Source organism: Nocardia sp. NRRL S-836 (assembly GCF_001279525.1).
GTDB lineage: Bacteria > Actinomycetota > Actinomycetes > Mycobacteriales > Pseudonocardiaceae > Lentzea.
Genome location: NZ_LGDY01000165.1, coordinates 72,378 through 93,648, shown reverse-complemented (window position 1 = coordinate 93,648; position 21,271 = coordinate 72,378). Strand labels below are relative to the sequence as shown.

At 70.5% G+C, this 21,271-nt stretch carries 20 protein-coding genes and 1 riboswitch; of the genes, 13 read left to right on the top strand and 7 right to left on the bottom strand.

What is annotated here, in order from left to right; translation table 11 throughout:
* Nucleotides 1-21 precede the first annotated feature (21 nt).
* Together ADL03_RS49170 and ADL03_RS43065 are read left to right on the top strand one after the other, a co-directional pair.
* The gene (locus ADL03_RS49170; RefSeq protein WP_170067891.1) at nucleotides 22-177 is read left to right on the top strand and encodes a DUF6131 family protein; all 156 of its coding nucleotides are present in this window, start codon (nucleotides 22-24) and stop codon (nucleotides 175-177) included.
* A 271-nt stretch (nucleotides 178-448) separates the two neighbouring features.
* On the top strand, nucleotides 449-1,663 hold the full coding sequence (locus ADL03_RS43065) for a mannosyltransferase (RefSeq protein ID WP_053739442.1): 1,215 nt from the start codon (nucleotides 449-451) through the stop codon (nucleotides 1,661-1,663).
* On the opposite strand, the gene ADL03_RS43060 is transcribed toward ADL03_RS43065, so the two are convergent.
* Entirely contained in the window at nucleotides 1,580-2,563 is a 984-nt protein-coding gene (locus ADL03_RS43060) for a glycoside hydrolase family 88 protein (RefSeq protein WP_197289151.1), read from the bottom strand. The genes ADL03_RS43065 and ADL03_RS43060 overlap by 84 nt on opposite strands.
* 59 nt (nucleotides 2,564-2,622) lie before the next feature.
* A complete protein-coding gene (locus tag ADL03_RS43055) occupies nucleotides 2,623-2,916 on the bottom strand; it encodes a 4a-hydroxytetrahydrobiopterin dehydratase (protein WP_053739440.1) in 294 nt (97 codons plus the stop codon).
* 34 nt (nucleotides 2,917-2,950) lie between these two features.
* Nucleotides 2,951-3,061: riboswitch (TPP riboswitch) on the top strand.
* On the opposite strand from ADL03_RS43055, the gene ADL03_RS43050 reads away from it, so the two are divergent.
* The 4 genes from ADL03_RS43050 (at nucleotide 3,054) to ADL03_RS43035 (ending at nucleotide 7,377) form a co-directional block, all read left to right on the top strand.
* Entirely contained in the window at nucleotides 3,054-4,055 is a 1,002-nt protein-coding gene (locus ADL03_RS43050; protein ID WP_053739439.1) for a thiamine ABC transporter substrate binding subunit, read from the top strand. It overlaps the preceding riboswitch by 8 nt.
* A gap of 17 nt (nucleotides 4,056-4,072) precedes the next feature.
* Nucleotides 4,073-5,659, top strand: a complete 1,587-nt coding sequence (locus ADL03_RS43045) for an iron ABC transporter permease (protein ID WP_231642848.1) — start codon at nucleotides 4,073-4,075, stop codon at nucleotides 5,657-5,659.
* The gene (locus ADL03_RS43040; RefSeq protein ID WP_053739438.1) at nucleotides 5,659-6,609 is read left to right on the top strand and encodes an ABC transporter ATP-binding protein; all 951 of its coding nucleotides are present in this window, start codon (nucleotides 5,659-5,661) and stop codon (nucleotides 6,607-6,609) included. The genes ADL03_RS43045 and ADL03_RS43040 overlap by 1 nt, the downstream gene beginning before the upstream one ends.
* 12 nt (nucleotides 6,610-6,621) lie before the next feature.
* Nucleotides 6,622-7,377 carry an SDR family oxidoreductase gene (locus ADL03_RS43035; protein ID WP_053739437.1) on the top strand — a complete coding sequence of 252 codons (756 nt, stop codon included), beginning with the start codon at nucleotides 6,622-6,624 and terminating at the stop codon, nucleotides 7,375-7,377.
* On the opposite strand, the gene ADL03_RS43030 is transcribed toward ADL03_RS43035, so the two are convergent.
* The 3 genes from ADL03_RS43030 to ADL03_RS43020 are packed head-to-tail and all read right to left on the bottom strand — an operon-like array spanning nucleotide 7,374 to nucleotide 10,239.
* A complete protein-coding gene (locus ADL03_RS43030; protein WP_053739436.1) occupies nucleotides 7,374-8,174 on the bottom strand; it encodes an ABC transporter permease in 801 nt (266 codons plus the stop codon). The genes ADL03_RS43035 and ADL03_RS43030 overlap by 4 nt on opposite strands.
* Nucleotides 8,171-9,175: an ABC transporter ATP-binding protein gene (locus ADL03_RS43025; protein ID WP_053739435.1), complete on the bottom strand. Its 1,005-nt coding sequence runs from the start codon at nucleotides 9,173-9,175 to the stop codon at nucleotides 8,171-8,173. The genes ADL03_RS43030 and ADL03_RS43025 overlap by 4 nt, the downstream gene beginning before the upstream one ends.
* Nucleotides 9,172-10,239, bottom strand: a complete 1,068-nt coding sequence (locus ADL03_RS43020) for a sigma-E factor regulatory protein RseB domain-containing protein (protein ID WP_053739434.1) — start codon at nucleotides 10,237-10,239, stop codon at nucleotides 9,172-9,174. Before ADL03_RS43020 ends, ADL03_RS43025 begins: the two co-directional genes overlap by 4 nt.
* A gap of 271 nt (nucleotides 10,240-10,510) precedes the next feature.
* Here ADL03_RS43020 and ADL03_RS43015 point away from each other — a divergent pair, with 271 nt between their 5' ends.
* Genes ADL03_RS43015 through ADL03_RS50080 form a run of 3 tightly spaced genes read left to right on the top strand, consistent with a single transcriptional unit; the run spans nucleotide 10,511 to nucleotide 13,251 of the window.
* The gene (locus tag ADL03_RS43015; RefSeq protein WP_231642847.1) at nucleotides 10,511-11,212 is read left to right on the top strand and encodes a response regulator transcription factor; all 702 of its coding nucleotides are present in this window, start codon (nucleotides 10,511-10,513) and stop codon (nucleotides 11,210-11,212) included.
* Nucleotides 11,209-12,468, top strand: a complete 1,260-nt coding sequence (locus ADL03_RS43010; RefSeq protein WP_053739432.1) for a cell wall metabolism sensor histidine kinase WalK — start codon at nucleotides 11,209-11,211, stop codon at nucleotides 12,466-12,468. Before ADL03_RS43015 ends, ADL03_RS43010 begins: the two co-directional genes overlap by 4 nt.
* Nucleotides 12,469-12,477: 9 nt before the next feature.
* Complete coding sequence (locus ADL03_RS50080; protein WP_231642846.1) at nucleotides 12,478-13,251, top strand: (deoxy)nucleoside triphosphate pyrophosphohydrolase; 774 nt, start codon at nucleotides 12,478-12,480, stop codon at nucleotides 13,249-13,251.
* Here the strand turns inward: ADL03_RS50080 and trpS are convergent.
* Complete coding sequence (gene trpS, locus ADL03_RS43000; protein WP_053739431.1) at nucleotides 13,244-14,167, bottom strand: tryptophan--tRNA ligase; 924 nt, start codon at nucleotides 14,165-14,167, stop codon at nucleotides 13,244-13,246. The genes ADL03_RS50080 and trpS overlap by 8 nt on opposite strands.
* A gap of 165 nt (nucleotides 14,168-14,332) precedes the next feature.
* Here trpS and ADL03_RS42995 point away from each other — a divergent pair, with 165 nt between their 5' ends.
* Entirely contained in the window at nucleotides 14,333-14,638 is a 306-nt protein-coding gene (locus ADL03_RS42995) for a YciI family protein (RefSeq protein WP_053739430.1), read from the top strand.
* Nucleotides 14,639-14,837: 199 nt separating this feature from the next.
* On the opposite strand, the gene ADL03_RS49165 is transcribed toward ADL03_RS42995, so the two are convergent.
* Entirely contained in the window at nucleotides 14,838-14,990 is a 153-nt protein-coding gene (locus ADL03_RS49165) for a hypothetical protein (RefSeq protein WP_197289168.1), read from the bottom strand.
* A 164-nt stretch (nucleotides 14,991-15,154) separates the two neighbouring features.
* On the opposite strand from ADL03_RS49165, the gene typA reads away from it, so the two are divergent.
* The 3 genes from typA to ADL03_RS42975 all read left to right on the top strand — a co-directional run bounded on the left by typA (nucleotide 15,155) and on the right by ADL03_RS42975 (nucleotide 21,217).
* Nucleotides 15,155-17,050 carry a translational GTPase TypA gene (gene typA, locus ADL03_RS42985; RefSeq protein ID WP_053739428.1) on the top strand — a complete coding sequence of 632 codons (1,896 nt, stop codon included), beginning with the start codon at nucleotides 15,155-15,157 and terminating at the stop codon, nucleotides 17,048-17,050.
* A 292-nt stretch (nucleotides 17,051-17,342) separates the two neighbouring features.
* Nucleotides 17,343-19,004 (top strand): ABC transporter family substrate-binding protein, encoded by a 1,662-nt coding sequence (locus tag ADL03_RS42980; RefSeq protein WP_157529771.1) that lies wholly within the window; start codon nucleotides 17,343-17,345, stop codon nucleotides 19,002-19,004.
* A gap of 428 nt (nucleotides 19,005-19,432) precedes the next feature.
* Nucleotides 19,433-21,217, top strand: coding sequence for an ABC transporter family substrate-binding protein (locus ADL03_RS42975; protein ID WP_053739426.1), 1,785 nt, complete (start codon nucleotides 19,433-19,435; stop codon nucleotides 21,215-21,217).
* Nucleotides 21,218-21,271 lie beyond the last annotated feature (54 nt).

Below are 21,271 nucleotides of genomic sequence, written 5' to 3'. Positions count from 1 at the left end.
GATTCCCCACCTGGAGGTGTCATGATCGTCCTCGGTCTGATCCTGCTCGTCGTCGGATGGCTGGCCGGTATCAGCATTCTGACGACCATCGGCGTGGTGCTGCTGGTCATCGGCGCCATCCTCGCCGTGCTCGGTGCCGTCGGCAAGCCGATCGGCGGCCGTGCGCACTACTTCTAAACAGCTCTGACCCAGAGCTCCGAACCCGGAAGGGGGAGCCTCCACTGTGGAGGCTCCCCCTTTCCAGGTTGAGTGGTAACGGTGTCAGAGGCTGCCCTTGGTGCGGGCGGCTGCGGCGAACACTCCGAACGCGACTCCCAGCATGCCCAGAGCGGCGACAGCGGCAACTACAAGATCAACAGACATGATCAGAAAAACTCCCTACAGCGATCTCTCCCGTGTACCTGACGCTCGAGTACCCACTTTCGTTGCGTCGAGTAACGTTTTCCGCGTGAAACTCCGTGCTGTGGAAGCGCGTGTGCTCTCCGTAGCGCCGTGGCTGCTCGCGTTGTCAGTCGTCGGGCACCTGCTCATGGTCGCCTTCCAGACGAAGATGACCATGATCGACCTGCTCGTCTACCGGAACGGGTCGCCGCACCTGTTCTCCGGCGACCTGTACGAGTGGCGGCTGGACCAGTACGCGGACGTCTTCCCGCTGCCGTTCACCTACCCGCCGTTCGCGGCCGCGATCTTCACGCCGATGAGCTGGGTGCCGTGGGAGGCCTCCCGCTGGATCTGGCAGCTGATCTGCCTCGGGTGCCTGTACTTCATCGTGCGCACGAGCCTGAAGCTGCTCAAGCTCGGCGACCCGCGCCGCGCGATGCTGTGGACCGCGCTGGTGCTGTGGATCGAGCCGGTGCGCACCACCCTCAACTACGGCCAGATCAACCTGGTGCTGTGCGCGATCCTCATCGGGACGATGGCGAGCGCGCGGAACTGGGTCGGTGGCGCCGGAGTCGGATTCGCGGCGGGCATCAAGCTCACGCCCGCGATTTCCGGTTTGTACTTCCTGCTCACCAAGAGGTGGATGGCCGCCGTGTGGTCATTCGTCGCTTTTGCCGCTACTTATGGCATCGGCTGGGTGATTTCACCGTCGCAGTCGGACAAGTTCTGGTTCCAGCTGCTCGGTGACGCGAGCCGGGTCGGGCCGGTCGGCAGCGCGATCAACCAGTCGATGCGCGGTGCGTTGAGCCGCACGGTCGGCCACGACGTGAAGACCGGGTGGATCTACCTCGTCTCCGTCGTCGTCGCGGCCGCGCTGACGTGGTTCGCGGTCAGCAAGACGAAGGACGTGCTGGCCTTGATCGTCAGCGTCCAGTTCCTCGGCCTGCTGGTCTCGCCGATCTCGTGGAGCCACCACTGGGTGTGGATGGTGCCCGCCCTGCTGTGGCTGGTCCACGCGGGCGGGCACCTCCTGTGCAAGATCGCCGCCGGCCTGTGGGTGCTGTTGACCGGCGGCTTCCTGATCTCGTTCCTGCTGATGGCCCAGCCGAACATCTGGGACTTCCCGCGCCCGTGGTACTTCGTCGTGCTCGGCTGGGGTTATCCGGCCGCCGGGATGCTCACGCTCGTCGCGATCGGGCTAGCAGCCCGGCGTCAGGCGCACGACCTGCTGCCCGGCGATGAGGAAGCTGCCGACGGCGAACCCAGCCGAGTCGCCGGCTGAGGCGGGCCGCCACGAGTTGCGGGCCGCGACCCAGCCGAGCATCCCGTCGGCGTCGAGCGCGGTCAGCAGCGCCTGCCAGCCCCGTCGCACGGCCGGCAGGTAGGTGTCGCGGTCGAGCACGCCCGCGTTGATGCCCGCCGCGAACGCGTAGGTGATCATGGCGGTGGCCGCGGAGTCCCTGCCGGTGGCGCCCCAGAAACCGTCGTGGCGCTGCAAGAACCGCAGCGTCTGCGCGGTCCTGCGCAGGGTCGTGGCGTAGTCGGCGCGGTACGGGTCGTCCGCGGGCAGCGCCAGCACCGCCTTGGCCAGGCCCTGCACCGCCCAGCCGTTGGTCTGCACGTTCAGGCTCCACAGGCCGGTGAGCTCGTCGAACGCCCGCCTCCGCAGGTCTCGGTAGGACCGGTACGAGTAGTCGAGCACCGCCTGGTCGTGGTCGGCCACCGCGACGCGCGTGAACGACGGCAGCGCCATGTTCAGCGCGTCGGGCGACCGCCAGTGGTCCGTGCGGCCGTCCGCCACCTGGGCCCGCAGGGTGTCCCGCAACGGTTGCAGCACCTCGGGCTCCGGGTGGAAGTACGCCACGTCGAGGTACGCCTCACCGGTCGCCTGGGCGTCCGGTGCGAAGGGGTCCGCCGGGTCCAGCGGGAGCAGGAACCTGTTCGCCTGCACCCACGGCCACGTCTTGTGGTTGCTGATCCCGGTCGTCCGCACCTGCGCGAGGTTGCCGACGTGGAAGCCCGCGTTGGACCAGTTGTTCGCCTGCGGGTCGGTGCCCCTGGTGACCCACGCCTGACTGGCCTTGATCATCGTGTCCGTCACGGCACACGGCACGGCACCGGCCGCGGCCGGTGCGATCACCAGGCTGCCTGCCAGCGCCACGACGGTCAAAGGTGTGCGCAACCGCATGAGGGTGTTCCCTCTCATCTCCGCGGGCGGCGGCGACGCACATCCTGACCGACTCAGGAGAGCGCGTCCACCACCCCGTCGATCTCCTCGGCGAGGGACACGTCCAGCGCGGTGATCCCTCCCTTGTAGTGCGTGCTCAGGCGGAATGTCAGCGTCTTGTACCGGATGTCGATGTCCGGGTGGTGGTCGTCGTTCTCCGCGATCTCGGCCACCCGGTTCACCACCGTGATCGCCTGCGCGAAGCTCGCGAGCTCCACGGTCCGGACCAGTGCCGCGTCCTGGGCGATCCAGTCGGGCAGCTTGGGCAGCACGTCGTTCAGCTGATCGTCGCTCAACAGCTCGGCCATGTCCTGATCGTCCCACCACGTCACGTAGGCTGCGCGTTTACCGCGGGAGTCCGGTGAAGCGCCGGGCTGAGAGGAGGGCTCGCAAGCCCTCGACCGTCCACCTGATCCGGGTCATACCGGCGTAGGGAGAGGTTGCTGTGAGAAGGATTTGTGCTGTTTTCGCCGCCGCTGTGGTGCTGACCGGGTGCTCGGCCGGTACGTCGACCGCGCCGCAGACGCACGAGGTCACACTGGTGACGCACGACTCGTTCGTCGTGAAGGAAGGCCTGCTGGACGAGTTCGGGAAGGCCAGCGGCATCACCGTGAAGCAGATCGCGAGCGGTGACGCGGGCGAGCTGACGAACAAGCTGGTGCTGACCAAGGCGAACCCGCTCGGCGACGTCGCGTTCGGCGTCGACTCGACGTTCGCCTCGCGTGCGCTGAGCGAGGGCGTGTTCGCCGAGTACGCCTCGCCGGAGGCCGCGAAGGGCCCGCAGCGCTACCAGGTCGACGGCACCGGCCGGCTGCACGCCGTGGACGTCGGCGACGTGTGCCTGAACGTCGACCCGGCCAAGCTCGGCGGGGTCGAACCCACCTCGTACGAGGACCTGACCGACCCGAGGTTCAAGGACAAGCTGGTCGTGGAGAACCCGGCCACGTCCTCGCCCGGCCTCGCGTTCCTGCTCGGCACCATCGCGAAGTTCGGCGAGAACGGCTGGCAGGAGTACTGGGGCAAGCTCAAGGCCAACGGCGTCAAGGTCGTGAGCGGCTGGGAAGAGGCCTACAACCAGGAGTTCTCCGCCACCAAGGGCGACCGGCCGATCGTCGTGTCGTACGCGTCGTCGCCGTCGGCGGAGGGCGGCAAGACCAAGGCCGTGCTGAGCACCTGCTACCGCCAGGTCGAGTACGCCGGTGTGCTGAAGGGCGCGAAGAACCCGGCCGACGCGCAGAAGGTGCTGGACTTCCTGCTGGGCGAGAAGTTCCAGGCCCAGGTGGCCGAGCAGATGTACGTCTACCCGGCACGGGAGGGCGTCGCGCTGCCCGAGTCGTGGACCAAGGACGCGCCGTTGCCCGCGAACCCGCAGACGCTGCCCGCCGACAAGGTGAAGGACAACCGCGAAGCCTGGGTCGAGCAGTGGCGCAAGCTCGTGCAGGGCTGAGGTCTTCCACGGGCCCGGTGTCGGCCCGGACCGGGTGGTCGGCGGCGGCGCTGCTGCCGCTGGCCTTCCTCGGGCTGTTCTTCGCGTGGCCGGTGCTGGCGATCGTGTCGCTGGGGCTGCGCGAGGGCGGCGTGGCCTCCGCGCTGGTCGCCGGGGAGACCTGGGAGCTGGTCGGCTTCACGCTCGGGCAGGCCGCCGCGTCCACGCTCGTGGCCGTGCTCGCCGGGCTGCCGCTGGCGTTCGTGCTGGCCCGCTGCCGGATCCGCGGGCTCGGCGTGGTCCGTGCCGCGGTGATGGTGCCGTTCGTGCTGCCGACCGTCGTGGTGGGCCTGGCGTTCCGGACGTTCTGGCCCGACGGCGGGGTGCTGCCGATCGTGCTGGCCAACGCGTTCTTCAACGTGGCCGTGGTGGCGCGGACCGTCGGCGGGCTGTGGGCGCACACGGACCGGCGGGCCGAGGACGCCGCCCGTGCCCTGGGCGCCTCCCGGCCGCGCGCGTTCCTGTCGGTCGTGCTGCCCGCGCTGGCACCGGCGGTCGGGTCCGCCGCCGCGGTGGTGTTCCTGTTCTGCGCCACCAGTTTCGGCGTGGTGCTGGTGCTGGGCGGGTCGCGCTACCGGACCCTGGAGACCGAGATCTACCTGCGGACGGTCGAGCTGTTCGACCTGTCCGGCGCCGCCGCGCTGTCGCTGATCCAGTTCGCCGCCGTGCTGGCGGTGCTGGTGCTCGGGGCGCTGGCCCGGCGCCGACGGGAGACCGCGTTGTCGTTGCGCGGCAGGGAGGAGCTGGCGCGGCGGCCGTCCGGTGGCGAGTGGTGGGTGGTGCTCGCGGCGGTCGCGGTCGTGGTGGCGTTGCTGACGCCCGTGGTCGGGCTGGTCACGCGGTCGCTGTCCACCCGGGACGGCTGGAGCTTCGCCGGGTACGCGGCGCTGGCCACCCGCGGTGACCGCGGCACGCTGGCGGTGACCGGGGTCGACGCGGCGCTGAACTCGGTGCGGACGGCGTTCGACGCGACCGTCGTGGCGCTGGTGGTCGGGGTGTTCTCGGCGGTGGTGCTGGTCGGGCTGCGGCGCGCAGGCGGCCGGTTCGCCGAGGTGCTGGACACGGCGCTGATGCTGCCGCTGGGCGTGTCCGCGGTGACCGTCGGCTTCGGCTACCTGGTCACGATGGACGCGTTGCCGGGCGACTTCCGGACCTCGCCGCTGCTGGTGCCGCTGGCGCAGGCGCTGGTGGTGACGCCGCTGGTCGTGCGGATGGTGCTGCCGGTGCTGCGGGCCGTGGACGAACGGCTGCGGCAGGCGGCGGCGACGCTGGGCGCCTCGCCCGCCCGCGTGTGGCGCGAGGTGGACCTGCCGCTGGTAGGGCGGTCGCTGGCGGCGGCGGCCGGGTTCGGGTACGTGGTGGCGCTGGGCGAGTTCGGTGCCACGAGCTTCCTGGCGCGGCCGGAGTCGCCGACGCTGCCGGTGGTGATCGCACGGCTGATGTCGCGGCCGGGGGAGTTGAACAGCCAGATGGCCTACGCGGCCTGCGCGTTGCTGATGGTCGTCACGGTCGGGTGCGTGCTGCTGATCGAGCGGTTGCGCGTGCCGAGCAGCGGGGAGTTCTGATGGCACTGGCACTCGACTCGATCACCGTCCGCTATGGACGGACGACCGCGGTCTCCGGGGTGTCGCTGGAGATCGCCGACGGCGAGGTCGTGGCGCTGCTCGGGCCGTCGGGCTGCGGCAAGTCGACGTTGCTGCGCACGGTCGCGGGGCTGGAGAAGCCGTCCTCCGGCGCGGTGCGGTGGGACGACGCGGACCTCGCCGGGGTGCCGGTGCACCGGCGCGGGTTCGGGCTGGTGTTCCAGGACGGGCAGCTGTTCCCGCACCGGTCCGTGGCGGGGAACGTGGCGTTCGGCCTGCGGATGCGCGGCGTCGACCGCGAGGAGCGCGACAAGCGGGTGGTGTCGCTGCTGGAGCTCGTCGGCCTCGACGGGTACGCCGACCGGCGCGTGACGCAGCTGTCCGGCGGTGAGCAGCAGCGGGTGGCGCTGGCACGGGCGTTGGCGCCGTCGCCGCGGTTGCTGCTGCTGGACGAACCGTTGTCGGCGCTGGACCGGGCGTTGCGCGAGCAGCTCGCCGTGGACCTGGCACGGCTGCTGCGGGAGTCGGCCACGACGGCGCTGGTCGTGACGCACGACCACGACGAGGCGTTCACGCTGGCCGACCGGGTGGCGATCATGTCGCGTGGCCGGGTCGTGCAGGTCGGGCCGCCGGCGCAGGTGTGGTCGGCGCCGGTCGACGTGGAGACGGCGAAGTTCCTGGGGTGCAACAAGTTCGTGCCCGGCTCGTTCGTCGGGCTGGACGCGGCACGGGTCGGGCTGCGCGCGACGGCGTTGCGCGTGGACGCGAACGGCCCGCTGGAGGGCACGGTGCTGGAACGGGTGCACCGGCGTGATCACGTGCGGCTGCTCGTGGAGATCGGCGGCGAGGAGTACGAGGCGGTCGGGCCGGTGTCGGTCGGCGACCGGGTGCGGCTCGCAATCGACTTGGACGGGGTCGCCCGGATCGGGTAGCAATGACGGCCTATGAGCGAACTCGGGGGACGGGTCGCACTCGTCACGGGCGTGAGCAGGCGGCAGGGCATCGGCTACGCGATCGCGTCCCGGCTGGCCGGGCTGGGCGCTGAGCTGTTCGTGCAGCACCACGTGCCGCACGACGCCGCACAGCCGTGGGGTGCCGACCCGATCGACGAGGTGCTGGCCGAGGTGGGTGCGCGAGGGCTGGGTGTGGACCTTGCTCTGCCGGATGCGCCCGAGCGGTTGATGACGGCCGCTGTCGAGGCGTACGGGCGCGTCGACGTGCTGGTGTGCAACCACGCGCGGTCCGGCGGTGACGGGGCGCTGGGCGAGTTGGACGCGGCGATGCTCGACACGCACTACGCGGTGAACACCCGCTCGGCGATCCTGCTCGCGCAAGCGTTTGCCGGACAGTGGACCGGTGCAGGCGGTGGGCGGATCGTGTTCCTGACCTCCGGGCAGGACCTCGGGCCGATGCCGAACGAGATCGCCTACGCGGCGTCGAAGGGCGCGCTCTCGTCGATCGTGGCAACGCTGTCGCACCAACTGGCGGAGCGGGGCATCACGGTCAACGCGGTGAACCCCGGCCCGACCGACACGGGGTGGGCCGGACCGGAGCTCACGGACTTCGTGAACGAGCGGATGCCGTTGCGGCGCTGGGGTCAGCCGGACGACGCCGCCCGGCTGATCTCCTGGCTCTGCACCGACGACGCCGCGTGGATCACCGGACAGGTGATCAACAGCGAAGGTGGCTTCCGCCGCTAGTTGTCCTTGGTGATCAGGCGTGCCGCCGCGAGACCGGTGCCGATCAGCAGGTAGCAGCCCGCGAGCAGCGTGCTGTCCCAGATCTGGTCGAGCGGCATCGGGTCGCGCATCACGTCCACCAGTCCGGGGAACCCGGTCGTGATCAGGAACGGGTGCAGCCAGTCGAGCGACTGGAACTGGCCCAGCACCTGGAACACGATGATCCCGGTCATCGTCGCCGCCTGCACCACCAGCGGGTGCTCGGTGGTCGAGGAGATGGCCAGCGCCACCGCGCCCACCGCGACCATCTGGAACGTCACCAGCACGATGAAGAACGCGATGCGCAGCAGGCCCTCGCCGGTCGACAACGTGTTGCCGGACAACGTCATCATGCCGTCGTTGCCCAGGAACGCGGTGCCCGCGGCGATGCCGACCACCGCCATCAGCGTGACGGCGAGCAGTGACAGCGCGGTGATGCCGAACAGCTTCACGAACAGCAGCCGCACCCGTGACACCGGGGCGACCAGCAGCCCGCGCAGCGTGCCGTGCTGCGCCTCGCCCGCGAGCCCGTCCGCCGCCCAGATCGACGCCACCAGCGGCAGCAGCAGGTTGAGCGACAGGAACAACGTGAACACGGACACGACCAGGCCGTTGCCCTTGAGGATCGCGGCCAGGCCGGGCCCGCCGCCGTCCCCGTCGGCCGTCCAGATGCCGAAGCTGATGATGATCGGCACCAGCACCAGGCCGAACAACCCGATCAGCGTCCGCGGCCTGCGCAGCATCCAGCGCACCTCGGACCCCAGCTGACGCGTGATCATCGCGTTCCCCCGTCCAGCGTGTCCACGGCGGACATCCCGCGCTCGGCCTCCTCGGCCTCGGTGAGCCGCGCGAACAACTCCTCCAGGCCGGTCTTCCAGCGCGTCGCCTCGAACACCCGCACGCCGTCCTTCACCAGCGTCTCGATCACCTGCGGCGCCGAGGTCCCCGCGAGCTCGACCCGCAGGCCGTCACCCAGTGGCCGCGCGGAGATCCGGGCGCTGCGCAACGAGCCCAGCGCCGTCTCCACGTCCGGCGTGATCACCTGCAGCGCCGAACCGCCCGCCTGCAGCAGCTCGGTCAGCTCCCCTTGCGCCACAACGGTTCCCCGGTGCAGCACGGCGACGTGCGTGCAGGTCGCCTCGACCTCGCTGAGCAGGTGGCTCGACACCATCACGGTGCTCCCCGCCCCGTGCAGCTCCGCGATGATCTTGCGGATCTCCCTGGTGCCGGCCGGGTCGAGCCCGTTGGTGGGCTCGTCCAGCACGACCAGCTTGCGCGGCACGAGCAACGCCGCGGCCAGGCCGAGGCGTTGCTTCATGCCGAGCGAGTACCCGCGGAACCTGCGGTGGGCCGCCTGGGCGAGCCCGACGCGTTCGAGCGCTTCCTCCACCGCCTGCCTGATCTGCTTCTTCGGCAGCAGCGGCTCGAACGCGGCACAGCGGATGAGGTTCTCCCGCCCGCTCAGGAACGGGTGGAACCCCGGACCCTCGACCAGCGCGCCCACGTGCGGCAGCGCCTGCTCGGCCCCGTCCGGAAGCGGCCGGCCGAGCAGTTCGATCTCCCCCTGTGTGGGCCGCACCAACCCGAGCAGCATCCGGATCGTGGTCGTCTTGCCCGACCCGTTGGGGCCGAGCATGCCGAGCACGGCTCCCTCCGGCAGCTCGAGGTCGACGCGGTCCACGGCGACCGTGCTCCCGTACTCCTTGCGCAGACCCCTGGTCCGCGCGGCGACCGAACTCTTCGTCGGTGCGGCCGCCGGCGCGCTGGTCGAGGTGGTCACTTCACCTGTCCGATCGTGTCGAACAGGACCTGCTCCGGAACGGCACCCGCGACCACGCGGCCGTCGTCCGCGATCAGGACGGTGGCGACCTTCGTGGTGAACACCTTGCCGGTGCCCCAGCTGCCGCTGACCTTCTTCGTGAACCGGTCGACCAGCCCCTGCGCCTGCGCCGGCACCTGCGTCATCGCCTCAGCCGGGATCCGCGCACCGACCACGGTGTCCCAGCCGTCACCGAAGAACTGCGGGTCCTTGCCCTGCAACGCCTGCTCCAGCGCCGCCTCCGGCTTGTGGTCGCCGCGCTGCTCCTTCGCCTCCGGCGTCGTGACCTTCGCACCGGCCGCCGGCGTGAACTCGAACAGCTTCGCGTCCTGCGGTCCCACGGTCAGCTGGGTGAAGCCGACCTGGGCCGCGGGAGAGCTGGCACCGTTCGTGTGCACGGCCACCCGCAGCGGCATCTTCGTCTCCGAGTCGACGGCGATCCGGACCTCGCGGACGAGGGTCTTCTCGGTCGGCTTCGGCGTGAGGACGAGCTCGTAGGCAGCCCGGTCGGCAACCCTGGCGGTGCCGTCGACGCTGAGGTCGCTCGACTCCTTGGTCCGGTTGACGATCTCCCTGGCCGCGGTCGCCGGGTCGACGGCCTTGGCCTCGGCCGGCGCCTTCTCGGCGTCCGCCCGGTGCTCGGCCTTTGTGACCTCGTTGGTCTGCGAGCTCCACGACCAGGTCGTCGCGCCGTCGTTCACGATCGTCTGCTCCGACTGCCCCGTCGGCAGCGCGAGGCGGAACTTCTCGTTGCCGTCGGTCCAGATCCGGGCGGTGTGGTTGCCGTCGGCCAACTGCGGGATCTCGGCGATCGCGGGCAGACCGAGCTTGTTCTCGACCTGCACCGTCCCGCCGAACGCGGTCGGCTTCGTCGTCAGGACCTGCTCGACCAGCGCTTCCGGGGTGATGGACGGAAGCGTCGGCGGTTGGCCGGCACCTGCGGGCATGGCGAGCAGGGAGAGCCCTGCCGCGCCGGTGACCACCGTGGCCGCTGCCGCGGCCAGGGTCACCTTTCGCTTGTTCATCGCTGTGGTCCCCTCCTCCATGGGCTTGTGGGACCCAGCTTGCTGGTGGGTTGCTGAGATGGTGCTGAGATGACCTCAGGGTAGAGGGTTTTGGCTGGTGGGACCTGGTTGGTGCTCAGGGCGGCTGCCGGTTGCGTTGGTGGTTGCGTTCCGGAACCGCCTGAGGAAGAGCGCTTAACGCCTCGCCTTCGGCTCGATCACGCGGGAGGCTCGCTGAGAGGCGGCTGAGACCTTGCGAGCGACCTGAGAGGCGGGGGTGCATGCTGATCGCGTGAAGCCTCGGGTGCTGGTCGTGGACGACGAAGTCGGCGTGCGTCGGGCGTTGGAGCGTGGGTTGTCGGCCGAAGGCATGGAGGTCGTCACGGCGGCGGACGGGCCCACGGCGCTGCGGGTCGCGTTGACCGGGGCGTTCGACGTGGTGTTGCTCGACATCATGTTGCCGGGGTTGTCGGGGTACCGGGTGCTGCAGCGGATGCGGGCCGACGGGGTGCGGACGCCGGTGCTGATGGTGTCGGCGAAGGACGGGGAGGTCGACCAGGCCGACGGGCTCGACCTCGGGGCGGACGGGTACCTGGTCAAGCCGTTCAGCTTCGTCGTGCTGGTGGCGCAGGTGCGGGCGCTGTTGCGCAGGGGTGGGGGCGCGCGCAGGAAGCTGACGCTGGGCGAGCTGGTCATCGACCGCGGGTTGCGGGAGGTGAGCTGGGGTGGGCAGGACGTGTCGCTCAGTCCGCGGGAGTACGCGGTGCTCGACGTGCTCGCGTCGCGGGCCGGGTCGGTCGTGACGAAGGACGAGCTGCTGCGCACGGTCTGGGGGGACGAGCAGGCCGCGACGCGGAACGCGGTCGAGGTGTACGTGGGGTACCTGCGGCGGAAGCTGGAGGCCGTGGGGGCGGGGGAGGTGGTGCGGACCGTGAGGGGGCACGGGTACATCGCGTCCACACCGGATTTGGACAGTGCGCTGGGGAACAGGTGAACCCACGTCGCTGGTGGTTGCGGCGCTCGCTGCGGTTCCGCATCACCGTGGTGGCGACGGGGGTGGCGTTGCTGTGCCTGCTGGCGTTCACGGGGCTGGCGCCGTCGTTGATCGGGCTCGTGCAGATCACCGCGGTGGACCAGGAGCTGCGGCGGGAGCCGCCGCGGGTGCTGGACGTGGCGGGGGAGCCGGTGGACGGCAAGCCGCGGCTGGAGTTGACGGCGCAGGACGTGCGGGCGTTGAAGGCCGGGGAGCCGGTGCTGCGGCTGGACGGGGCGTCGGCGTACCGGTGGCGGGGGCAGGTGGTGTTCCTCCCGGACGGGACGCCGCGGCTGGAGGTCTACGGCGACAAGCTGCTCGGGTACGAGAACGCCAACACGCTGGGGACGCGGTGGCTGGCGGTCGCGGCGGTGCTGGTGGCGGGGCTGGTCGGCATCGCCACGTGGCTGGCGGTGCGGTCGTCGTTGCTGCCCGTGGAACGGATGCGGGTCGCGGCGGGGGAGCTGCCGCACGGGGAGCGGTTGCCGGTGCCGCCGTCGCGGGACGAGCTGCAAGCCCTGGCGCAGGCGCTCAACGGGCTCCTCGCCCGGCGCGACGAGGCGAGTGACCGGTTGCGGCGGTTCACCGGGGACGCGGCGCACGAGCTGAGGTCGCCGGTCGCGTCGGTGAGGGCGCAGGCCGAGGTCGCCGTGGCGCACCCGGACCCGGACTTCTCCATCGAGGTGCTGGAGTCGGTGGTGGAGGAGTCGATCCGGCTCAGCCGGCTCGTGGACTCGCTGCTGATCCTCGCGCGGGCGGACACGGCGGCGCCGCCGCGGGCCGAGGCCGTGGACCTCGTGCTGGAGGCGGAGGCGGCGATCTCCCGGTTCGACACGGAGCTGCTGGTGCGGCTGCACGCGCCGCCGTCGGCGTGCCTGGTGTCGGCGACGCGGTCCGAGGTCGAGCTGGTGCTGGACAACCTGCTGCGCAACGCCGGGCGGTACGCGTACTCGACGGTCACGGTGGCGCTGGTGCCGGTCGGGCGGGACGTGCGGCTGATCGTCGACGACGACGGGCACGGGATCCCGGCCGAGCACCGGGGGAAGGTGTTCGACCGGTTCTACCGGGTCGAGGAGGACCGGGGGCGGGCCTCCGGCGGGTTCGGGCTCGGGCTGGCGCTGGTGGCGCACCTCGTGCAGCGGCGGGGCGGGTCGGTGCTGGCGGCGGAGTCACCGGCCGGTGGCGCGCGGTTTGAGATCCGGTGGCCCTCCTGGTAGTCAACGCGGGTGCCTGAGTTGCGAGCGTCGGCGTTGGTCGACGCGCCCGTCGCGGTGGTTGCCGGTGCCCTGATCGACACGTCGCTGCTGACCGGCTTCGGGGTGAAGGTGCAGGGGCCGCTGCTGTGCCTGGGGGACGTGCTCACCGGGCCCTTCGGGGTGAAGCTCGCGGTGACCCGCGCGGACCTCTCCGGTGTGTCGGCGGCGGGCGGCTTCCTGGAACTGCACACGGACCTGGTGACCACCGGCGCCGGGACGCTGGTGGTCGACCGGGTGCGCTGGACGACCGTCGGCGGTGTGGTCGGGCGGTTCGCGGACGTCACGGTCGGGCGCGGCATGGCGTTGCGGGTGCTGGAGAAGCGGTCGGCGGCGCTGGCGCGGCGGTGCGCGGAGCTCGTGGCGGCACGGCTCGTGGTCGGTGCGGCGATCGTCCGGGGTGGACGGTTGCTGGCGCAGCAGCGGTCGTTCCCCGAAAGCCATGCGGGACAGTGGGAACTGCCCGGCGGCCGGGTGGAACCCGGTGAGCGGCCGGAAGAGGCGCTGGTGCGCGAGTGCGTCGAGGAGCTCGGCGTGCCGGTCGTCGTGGGCGAGCAGGTCGGCCCGGACGTGCCGTTGAAGTCCGACCTGGTGCTGCGCATCCACGCCGCGGAGCTCGCCGGCGGTGAGCCGGAAGCGTTGGAGCACAACGCTGTCCGGTGGGTCACCGCCGACGAGCTGCCGGGCCTGCACTGGCTGCCGGCCGACCGGGCGCTGGTGCCCGCCCTGCGAGATCTCCTCAGTTGAGCCCGGACAGCCGCAGCGCCGCGTCCAGCCGGTGCTGGGCGCGGTCACGGGCCCGTGCCGCGCCGGACGCGCGGACGCGGTCCAGCTCGGCCGGGTCGGCGAGCAGCGCCAGCGTGCGGTCGCGGACCGGGCGCAGCTCCTCGATCACGGCCTCCGCCACGACGTTCTTCAGGTCGGCGAACCGGCTCGTGTAGTCCTCCGGCTCCTTGCCGGTGCAGGAGGCGAGGATGTCGGTCAGGTTCGCGATGCCGTCCGTCGACGAGACGGCGCGGCGGATCTTGCGGCGCACCAGGTCCGGGTCGTCCAGCACGAAGACGACACCGGTGGAGTTCTGCGCCGACTTGTCCATCTTGCGCGCCGGGTCGGACAGGTCCTTGATCCGCGCACCCACCTTCGGCACCACCGCGGTCGGCACGACGAACGCGTCGCCGTAGGCGTGGTTGAACCGCCGCGCGAGCGCGCGGGCCAGCTCGACGTGCTGGAGCTGGTCCTCGCCGACCGGCACCTCCGCGGTGCCCTGCAGCAGGATGTCCGCCGCCATCAGCACCGGGTAGGTGAGCAGGCTCAGCCGCACCGAGTCGCGGCCCAGCGACTTCTCCTTGAACTGGATCATCCGCGCCGCCTCGCCGTAGGTGCACGTGCACTCCAGGACCCAGTTCAACGCCCCGAGCTCGCGGATCAGGTCGGACTGCACGCACGTGCTCTCCGGCTCGATGCCGCACGCGATCAGCACCGCGAACTGCTCCCTGGTCAGTGATCGCAGTCGTTGCGGGTTGTGCGACGACGTCATCGCGTGCAGGTCGCTGATGAAGTACACGTCGTCCTTCGTGCCCTCACGTGCCCACGTGCGCAGCGCCCCCAGGTAGTTGCCCAGGTGCACCTGGCCGGACGGGGTGATGGCCGACAGCCTGATCATGGTTGGTCCCTTCGAGTGTGGGACCGCCCGGAACGCACGAAAAAAGCCGCCCGTCCGGGCGGCCTGGGTTCGCGCTAGCGCACAGCTAGTCTGGCCGCCTGAAAGCGGCCCGCCAGAAGGCGTTCATCGTGCGCATGCCGAGCAGTATAGGACTACCGTTGCTCCATGTTCATCGTCTTGCTGAACTACGTCGCGCCGCTGGAACAGATCGACTACGCCCTGCCCGACCACCGCGCGTGGGTCGAGCAGCAGTACGAGCGGGGACTCTTCCTAGCCTCGGGGCGTCAGGTGCCGAGGACGGGCGGCGTGATCATCACGCGGCCCATGCCCCGCGGCAAGCTCGAAGCGCTGCTCGCCACCGACCCGTGGGTCGAGCAGGGGCTGGTGAAGCACCAGGTCCTGGAGTTCGAGGCGACGCGGACCGCCGACGAGCTCGCCAAGCTGAACGAGGCCGTGCTGCAGAACCACTAGGCCGGTCGGGCAGCCACTCGGTCGAGCCTCCGAACGCTCGATCGTGGGTGCCGCTCGTGCCCGAGACGGGCGTCTGTGGTGCCCTCGGGGGCGCGTGCGCGGGCCGTCGTGGAGTGAGCTTGCGCACGAATCGCGGGCCGGTCGGCGTGCGCGCTCTCGATCGAGTGCCGCTGGAGCAGGTCCAGGTGCGCGCGGGCGTTCACGCGGCTTTGAGTGCCTTCTTGGCGGCCTTCGCGGCCTTCTTCGCCGCCTTCTTCCTGGCCTTGTCCCGCTCCTTGAGCAGGTGCGGCACCGGGCAGCGCTTGCACCGCGGCGTCGACCTGCAGCACTTCTTCTTGAGCTTTTTACCCACTGGTTGCACTCCGCTCCCGCCGGTATCGCTAGAGTAGGTGAGGCTCACTTCACTGGCACTCTTGTGTGGTATCGCCGACGCGGCCGGTACTCTGGTGTACGGCTGTGCGCAACATCGTGTTCGGCGCGAGCCCCTCCAACGCCTTCAAGCTCTAGGAGTTCTGCGTGCCCACGGCCACCGCGTCCGCCCTTCAGACGCGCACCGACCTGCGCAACGTCGCAATCGTCGCGCACGTCGACCACGGCAAGACGACCCTCGTCGATGCCATGCTGCGCCAGTCAGGCGCCTTCTCCGCGCGGGCCGAGCTGGTCGACCGGGTCATGGACTCCGGCGAGCTCGAGCGCGAGAAGGGCATCACCATCCTCGCCAAGAACACCGCCGTGCGCCGCCACACGCCCGACGGTGACGTGATCATCAACGTCGTCGACACCCCCGGCCACGCCGACTTCGGCGGCGAGGTCGAGCGCGCGCTGTCGATGGTCGACGGTGTCGTGCTGCTGGTCGACGCGTCCGAGGGCCCGCTGCCCCAGACGCGGTTCGTGCTGCGCAAGACGCTGGCCGCCGGTCTGCCGGTGATCCTGCTGGTCAACAAGGTCGACCGCCCCGACGCCCGGATCTCCGAGGTCGTCGAGGAGGCCCACGACCTGCTGCTCGACCTGGCCACCGAGGTCGGCGCCGACGAGTCCGTGCTGGACCTGCCGGTCGTCTACGCCTCCGCGCGTGCCGGCCGGGCCTCGCTGACCCAGCCCGAGGACGGCGGCCTGCCCGACGAGGAGAACCTCGACACCCTCTTCCAGGTCCTGCTCGACCACATCCCGGCCCCGCAGGTCGACGTGGACGGCCCGCTGCAGGCCCTGGTCACGAACCTGGACGCCTCGACGTTCCTCGGCCGCATCGCGCTGTGCCGCATCCACAGCGGCACGATGCGCAAGGGCGAGACCGTCGCCTGGTGCCGCGAGGACGGCGAGCCGGTCAAGGTCCGCATCACCGAGCTGCTGATCACCGAGGCGCTCGACCGCGTCCCCGCCGAGTTCGCCCGCGCCGGTGACCTGGTCGCCATCGCCGGCATCGCCGACATCACCATCGGCGACACCCTGGCCGACGCCGAGAACCCGGTCGCGCTGCCCCGGATCACGGTCGACCAGCCGGCCATCTCGATGACCGTCGGTGTGAACACCTCGCCGCTGGCCGGTCGCAACGGCGGCACGAAGCTCACCGCCCGCGTGCTCAAGGCGCGGCTCGACGCCGAGCTCATCGGCAACGTGTCCGTGCGCGTCCTCCCGACCGAGCGCCCCGACACCTGGGAGGTGCAGGGCCGTGGCGAGCTGGCGCTGGCCATCCTGGTCGAGCAGATGCGCCGCGAGGGCTTCGAGCTGACCGTCGGCAAGCCGCAGGTGGTCACGCGCACGGTCGACGGCAAGATCCACGAGCCGTTCGAGCGCCTGTCCGTCGACTGCCCCGAGGAGCACCTCGGCGCCGTCACGCAGCTGCTGGCCAACCGCAAGGGCCGCATGGAGAACATGTCGGGCCACGGCACCGGCCGCATCAAGCTCGACTACGTGGTCCCGTCGCGCGGCCTGATCGGCTTCCGCACCGAGTTCCTCACCGAGACCCGCGGCACCGGCATCGCCAACGCCGTCTCCGAGGGCTACGGCCCGTGGGCCGGCGAGATCCGCACCCGCCACAACGGCTCCCTGGTCGCCGACCGCTCCGGCTCGATCACCGCCTACGCGATGATCCAGCTGGCCGACCGCGGCACGTTCTTCGTGGAGCCGGGCGCGGACGCGTACGAGGGCATGGTCGTGGGCGAGAACCCGCGTGCCGAGGACCTCGACGTGAACGTGACCCGCGAGAAGAAGCTCACGAACATGCGCTCCTCCACGGCCGACGTGATGGAGACCCTGGCCCGCCCCCGCAAGCTGTCGCTGGAGGAGGCGCTGGAGTTCTGCGCCTCCGACGAGTGCGTCGAGGTGGCGCCCGAGGTCGTGCGCGTGCGCAAGGTGACCCTGGACGCGAACCTGCGCGGCCGTGAGCGCTCGCGGTTGAAGCAGCGCGGCTGAGCAAGAGCACGAGGAGGGCGGCTGGGCTTCGGCCCGGCCGCCCTTCGCCGTGCCTGAGGCGGCCGGTGGCGCGTGCGATGGCGTCGAACGGTGCCGGGGCGCGGCGGGAGGCCGCGCGTCCGCCAGCGGGCCGCTGGGCCGGTGCCACGGGTCGAACCACTCCGCCGGGTGAGCCGTACTACCCGGTGGTGACGCAACCCGTTCCCGGCTCCAGGCGTCCACCAGGTGACGCGGGTGGACAAAACCCGGGTTGGCCGTACGTCACAACCACCCTTCTGGCAATGTGAGGACCATGAGGCGACTCGGGGGAGTGCTGGCCGCTGCCGTGCTGTGCGGCGCCGCGGCCTGCACGAACGCGCCTCCGCCACCGCTGGTCCCCAAGTCCGAGGCCCCGATCATCACCACCACGACCGGGCCGAAGATCAAGGAGGTCGTGGTCGGCGTCGACGACGTGGCCGGCGGCTACAACCCGCACGCCACCGCGACCCAGAGCCAGATCACGACAGCGCTGAGCAGCCTGCTGCTCCCGTCGGTGTTCCGCGCGGGCCCGGACGGCGCGCCGGAGCTCGACCGCAACCTGATGGTGAGCGCGAAGGTCACGAAGGCCGAGCCGTTCACGGTCACGTACACGATCCGCAAGGACGCGTCGTGGTCGGACAGCGCGCCGATCGCCGCCGAGGACTTCTACTACCTGTGGCAGCGCATGCGCAGCGAACCGGGTGTGGTCGATCCGGCGGGCTACCGGCTGATCAACAACATCAGCGCGCGCGAGGGCGGCAAGGTCGTCGAGGTCGCGTTCGGCAAGCCGTTTCCCGGCTGGCGCAGCCTGTTCGGGAACCTGCTGCCCGCGCACCTGCTCAAGGACGCGCCGGGCACGTGGTCGAACGTCCTGGCCACCAACTTCCCGGCCACCGCGGGACCGTTCGCCGTGCGGAGCCTGGACGAGCCGCGCGGCGAGGTGATCCTGGAGCGCAGCGACCGGTACTGGGAGGTGCCGACCACGCTGGACCGGGTCGTGCTGCGCAGGGCCACGCACAGCGCGATGGCCGAGTCACTGTCCAAAGGCGACAACCAGGCCGTGCTGCTGCGGGCGGACGCCGCCGACGTCAACCTGCTCAAGACCGTCACCGGCCTCGACACGAAGCCCGTGCCGCGCAACGAGGTCGCGCAGGTCCTCCTGCGGCCGGCCAGCGAGCAGCTCGCGGACCTCAAGGTGCGCAAGGCGGTCGTCGCCGCGCTCGACCGGGACGCGCTCATCGCCAGCGGCACCCAGAGCGGTCCGAGCGCGCAGTTCCGCGCCGACTCCTACGTCGTGCCGCCGAGCCGCACCGGGTACCGCCCGGTGATCGTGGGCAACACGCTCGACCCGGCCGCCACCGAGCAGCTGCTGACCGAGGCCGGGTACGCCAAGGGCCCGGACGGGTGGGCCAAGGCGGGCAAGGCGCTCAAGCTGCGGATCGCGGCGGCCGACAAGATCGAGCCGTACGTGACGATCGCGAACCAGCTCAAGGCGCAGCTGGCCCTGCGCGGCATCCCGGCGGAGGTGGTCACGCCCAAGGCCGACGAGCTGTTCACCGTGCAGCTGCTGCAGAAGGACGTCGACGTCGTCGTCGGGCCGCGGGTGGACGCCGGCGACTCGGCCGCGGGGCTCGCGAGCCAGTTCGGCTGCACCGGTGACGCGCCGGACGGCGGCACGCCCACCCCGGCCAACCCGGCGGGCTTCTGCGACCCGGCCGTGCAGACCGAGATCGACGCGGCGCTCAGCGGCAAGGCGCTGCTGGCCGACGTGCTCACCCGCGTCGAGCCGCAGCTGCAGGCCCAGGCGGTCGCGCTGCCGCTGTTCCAGGTGGTCGACCTGCTCGGGGTGCTGCCGACGGTCTCCGGTGTCGACGCCGGCGCACCGCTCGCGGGCGTGCTCAGCGGTGCGCCCGAGTGGCGCCGTCTCGACAAGTGACGGTCCCCGTCGCGCGGGCGGGAACCTTTCGCGGGCGGACGCGGTTCAACCGGTCACCGGGTGGGCATCCCCGCCCCGGAACGGCAGCGGCTCACCCGGAAGTGGATCTTCACGAGCGGGGTCGCCGAGGCCGGAAAGGCCCTTGAAAGGGTCTCATCCGCCGTTGGTACGTTCGGCGGTCTTCGTTGACAGTATTCCACGCGCCCGGTTAACGAACGCAAGCGCCCGGTAATCGGGCCATCGCATTGGGCTACAAGGCGTCACCATTGGGTCACGATCGCCCTCTCAGGTAGTGACCGCCACCTCAACGGGTTCTTACGGTGCTGCCCACGATGTGCCGGTTCGGGGCGCGTATGGCACATCACGGTTACGGGTGTGCACACCGAACAGTTGGTGGCGGCCGCCCAGTGCTAGGAGGGCACGTGTCGATGAGGAAGACCAAAGCACTGCCGGCGATCGCGCTGATCTCCAGCGCGGCGCTCGTGCTGGGTGCGTGCGGTGGTGGCGGCGGCGGCAACACGGACGCGAACGGGAACGACGCGACCGTCGCCGAGATGGCGACCGCGCGCGGCGAGTCCGGGGACGGCTACACCGCACCGGACACGAAGTCCAGCGACCAGGTCGTCGTGTCCACGGACAAGCCGTACACGACGTACAACAACGCGACGGAAGACGGCAACAACTCGTACAACACGTTCGCGCTGGTGCTGGTCCAGCCGGGTGCGCACATCCTGAACGGCAACAACAAGGTCATCCTGAACAAGGACGTCATGGACGGGGTCGAGCTCACCTCGAAGTCCCCGCAGACGGTGACCTGGAAGCTGAAGAAGGGTGTCACCTGGTCCGACGGCGAGGCGTGGGACTGCGACGACTTCTACCTGGCCTGGTTCTCGGCCAGCACGAAGGCCAAGAAGGCCGACGGCAGCAAGTACTTCAAGCCGGCCGGTACCACGGGCTACGACCTGATGACGGGTCAGTGCAAGGACGACCAGACGTTCGTCGGCACCTTCGACAGCCCGTACCCGGACTACGAGGGCCTGTTCAACAGCGACGTCCTGCCCGCGCACATCCTGGAGAAGGGTGCCGGAATCGCGGACGTCACCAAGCTGACCGGCGCCAGCGACCCCGCCGAGCTGGAGAAGGCCGCCGCTTTCTGGAACGACAAGTGGAACGGCTTCGACAAGGCGCTCATGCCCGGCGCGGGCCCCTACATGCTGACGAGCTTCGAGGCCAACCAGTCGGTCACCCTCGAACGCAACCCGAAGTGGGCCGGCAAGCCCGGTGGTCCCGCCAAGATCATCCTGAAGGCGATCCCGGACCCCGTCGCGCAGGCGCAGGCGCTGGAGAACGGTGAGGTCGCCGTCAACTCCTTCGCGCAGCCGGACGCGAACGCGGCCACCAAGCTCAAGGGCCTCAGCGCCCAGGGCGTCACGTTCGGCGCGGGCCCCGGCCTGTCGTTCGAGCACCTGGACATCCAGTTCAAGCACCCGGCGCTGTCCAAGGAAGAGATCCGCAAGGCGTTCTTCATGTGCGTCAAGCGCCAGGACATCATCGACAAGCTGATCTCCGAGGTCCAGGCCGACGCCAAGCCGCTCGGCAGCCTGATCTTCTTCCCGAAGGACGAGGGCTACAAGGACGTCTACGGCGAGAAGGCCAAGGGTGACGCGGCCGCCTCGAAGAAGATCCTCTCCGACGCGGGCTGGACGCAGGGTGCGGACGGCGTGTTCGCGAAGGACGGCCTGCGCGCCTCCTTCCGGATCAGCCACACCGACATCCCGCGCCGCAAGCAGACCGTCGAGCTGATCCAGGGCCAGTGCAAGGAAGCCGGCATCGAGGTCAAGGACGACACCGACCCGAACTTCCTCGACGAGCGCGTGTCCAACGGTGACTACGACGTCGCCCTGTTCGCGTGGTCCGGTGACCCGTTCAAGAGCTCCAAGAAGTCGATCTACGAGACCGGCGGTGGCCAGAACTGGCAGAACATGAGCGTCCCGGCTGCGGACGAGGCCCTCAAGACGGCCGTGTCCCAGACCTCGATCGCGGACTCGCTCAAGTACTTCCAGAAGGCCGACGAGGAGATCGCGAACGCGTACGGCTCGCTCCCGCTGTTCCAGATGCCGAACATGTGGGCGTTCAAGGGTCTTGACCGCGTGTACTTCCAGAGCTACTACGGCGCTCTCTGGAACGCCAACGAGTGGCAGCCCAAGAACTAGCGGGTTGTGAAGACACGAGGTTGAACTGAGGGGACGGGGCCGGGCCTACAGGTC

Coding starts and splice junctions, on each gene's coding strand:
- ADL03_RS43020 (WP_053739434.1), bottom strand. CDS start 10,239: ATGAACAAGCGAAAGGTGACCCTGGCCGCGGCAGCGGCCACGGTGGTC.
- ADL03_RS49170 (WP_170067891.1), top strand. CDS start 22: ATGATCGTCCTCGGTCTGATCCTGCTCGTCGTCGGATGGCTGGCCGGT.
- ADL03_RS42980 (WP_157529771.1), top strand. CDS start 17,343: ATGAGGCGACTCGGGGGAGTGCTGGCCGCTGCCGTGCTGTGCGGCGCC.
- ADL03_RS43035 (WP_053739437.1), top strand. CDS start 6,622: ATGAGCGAACTCGGGGGACGGGTCGCACTCGTCACGGGCGTGAGCAGG.
- ADL03_RS43055 (WP_053739440.1), bottom strand. CDS start 2,916: ATGGCCGAGCTGTTGAGCGACGATCAGCTGAACGACGTGCTGCCCAAG.
- trpS (WP_053739431.1), bottom strand. CDS start 14,167: ATGATCAGGCTGTCGGCCATCACCCCGTCCGGCCAGGTGCACCTGGGC.
- ADL03_RS43040 (WP_053739438.1), top strand. CDS start 5,659: ATGGCACTGGCACTCGACTCGATCACCGTCCGCTATGGACGGACGACC.
- ADL03_RS42975 (WP_053739426.1), top strand. CDS start 19,433: ATGAGGAAGACCAAAGCACTGCCGGCGATCGCGCTGATCTCCAGCGCG.
- ADL03_RS43030 (WP_053739436.1), bottom strand. CDS start 8,174: ATGATCACGCGTCAGCTGGGGTCCGAGGTGCGCTGGATGCTGCGCAGG.
- ADL03_RS42995 (WP_053739430.1), top strand. CDS start 14,333: ATGTTCATCGTCTTGCTGAACTACGTCGCGCCGCTGGAACAGATCGAC.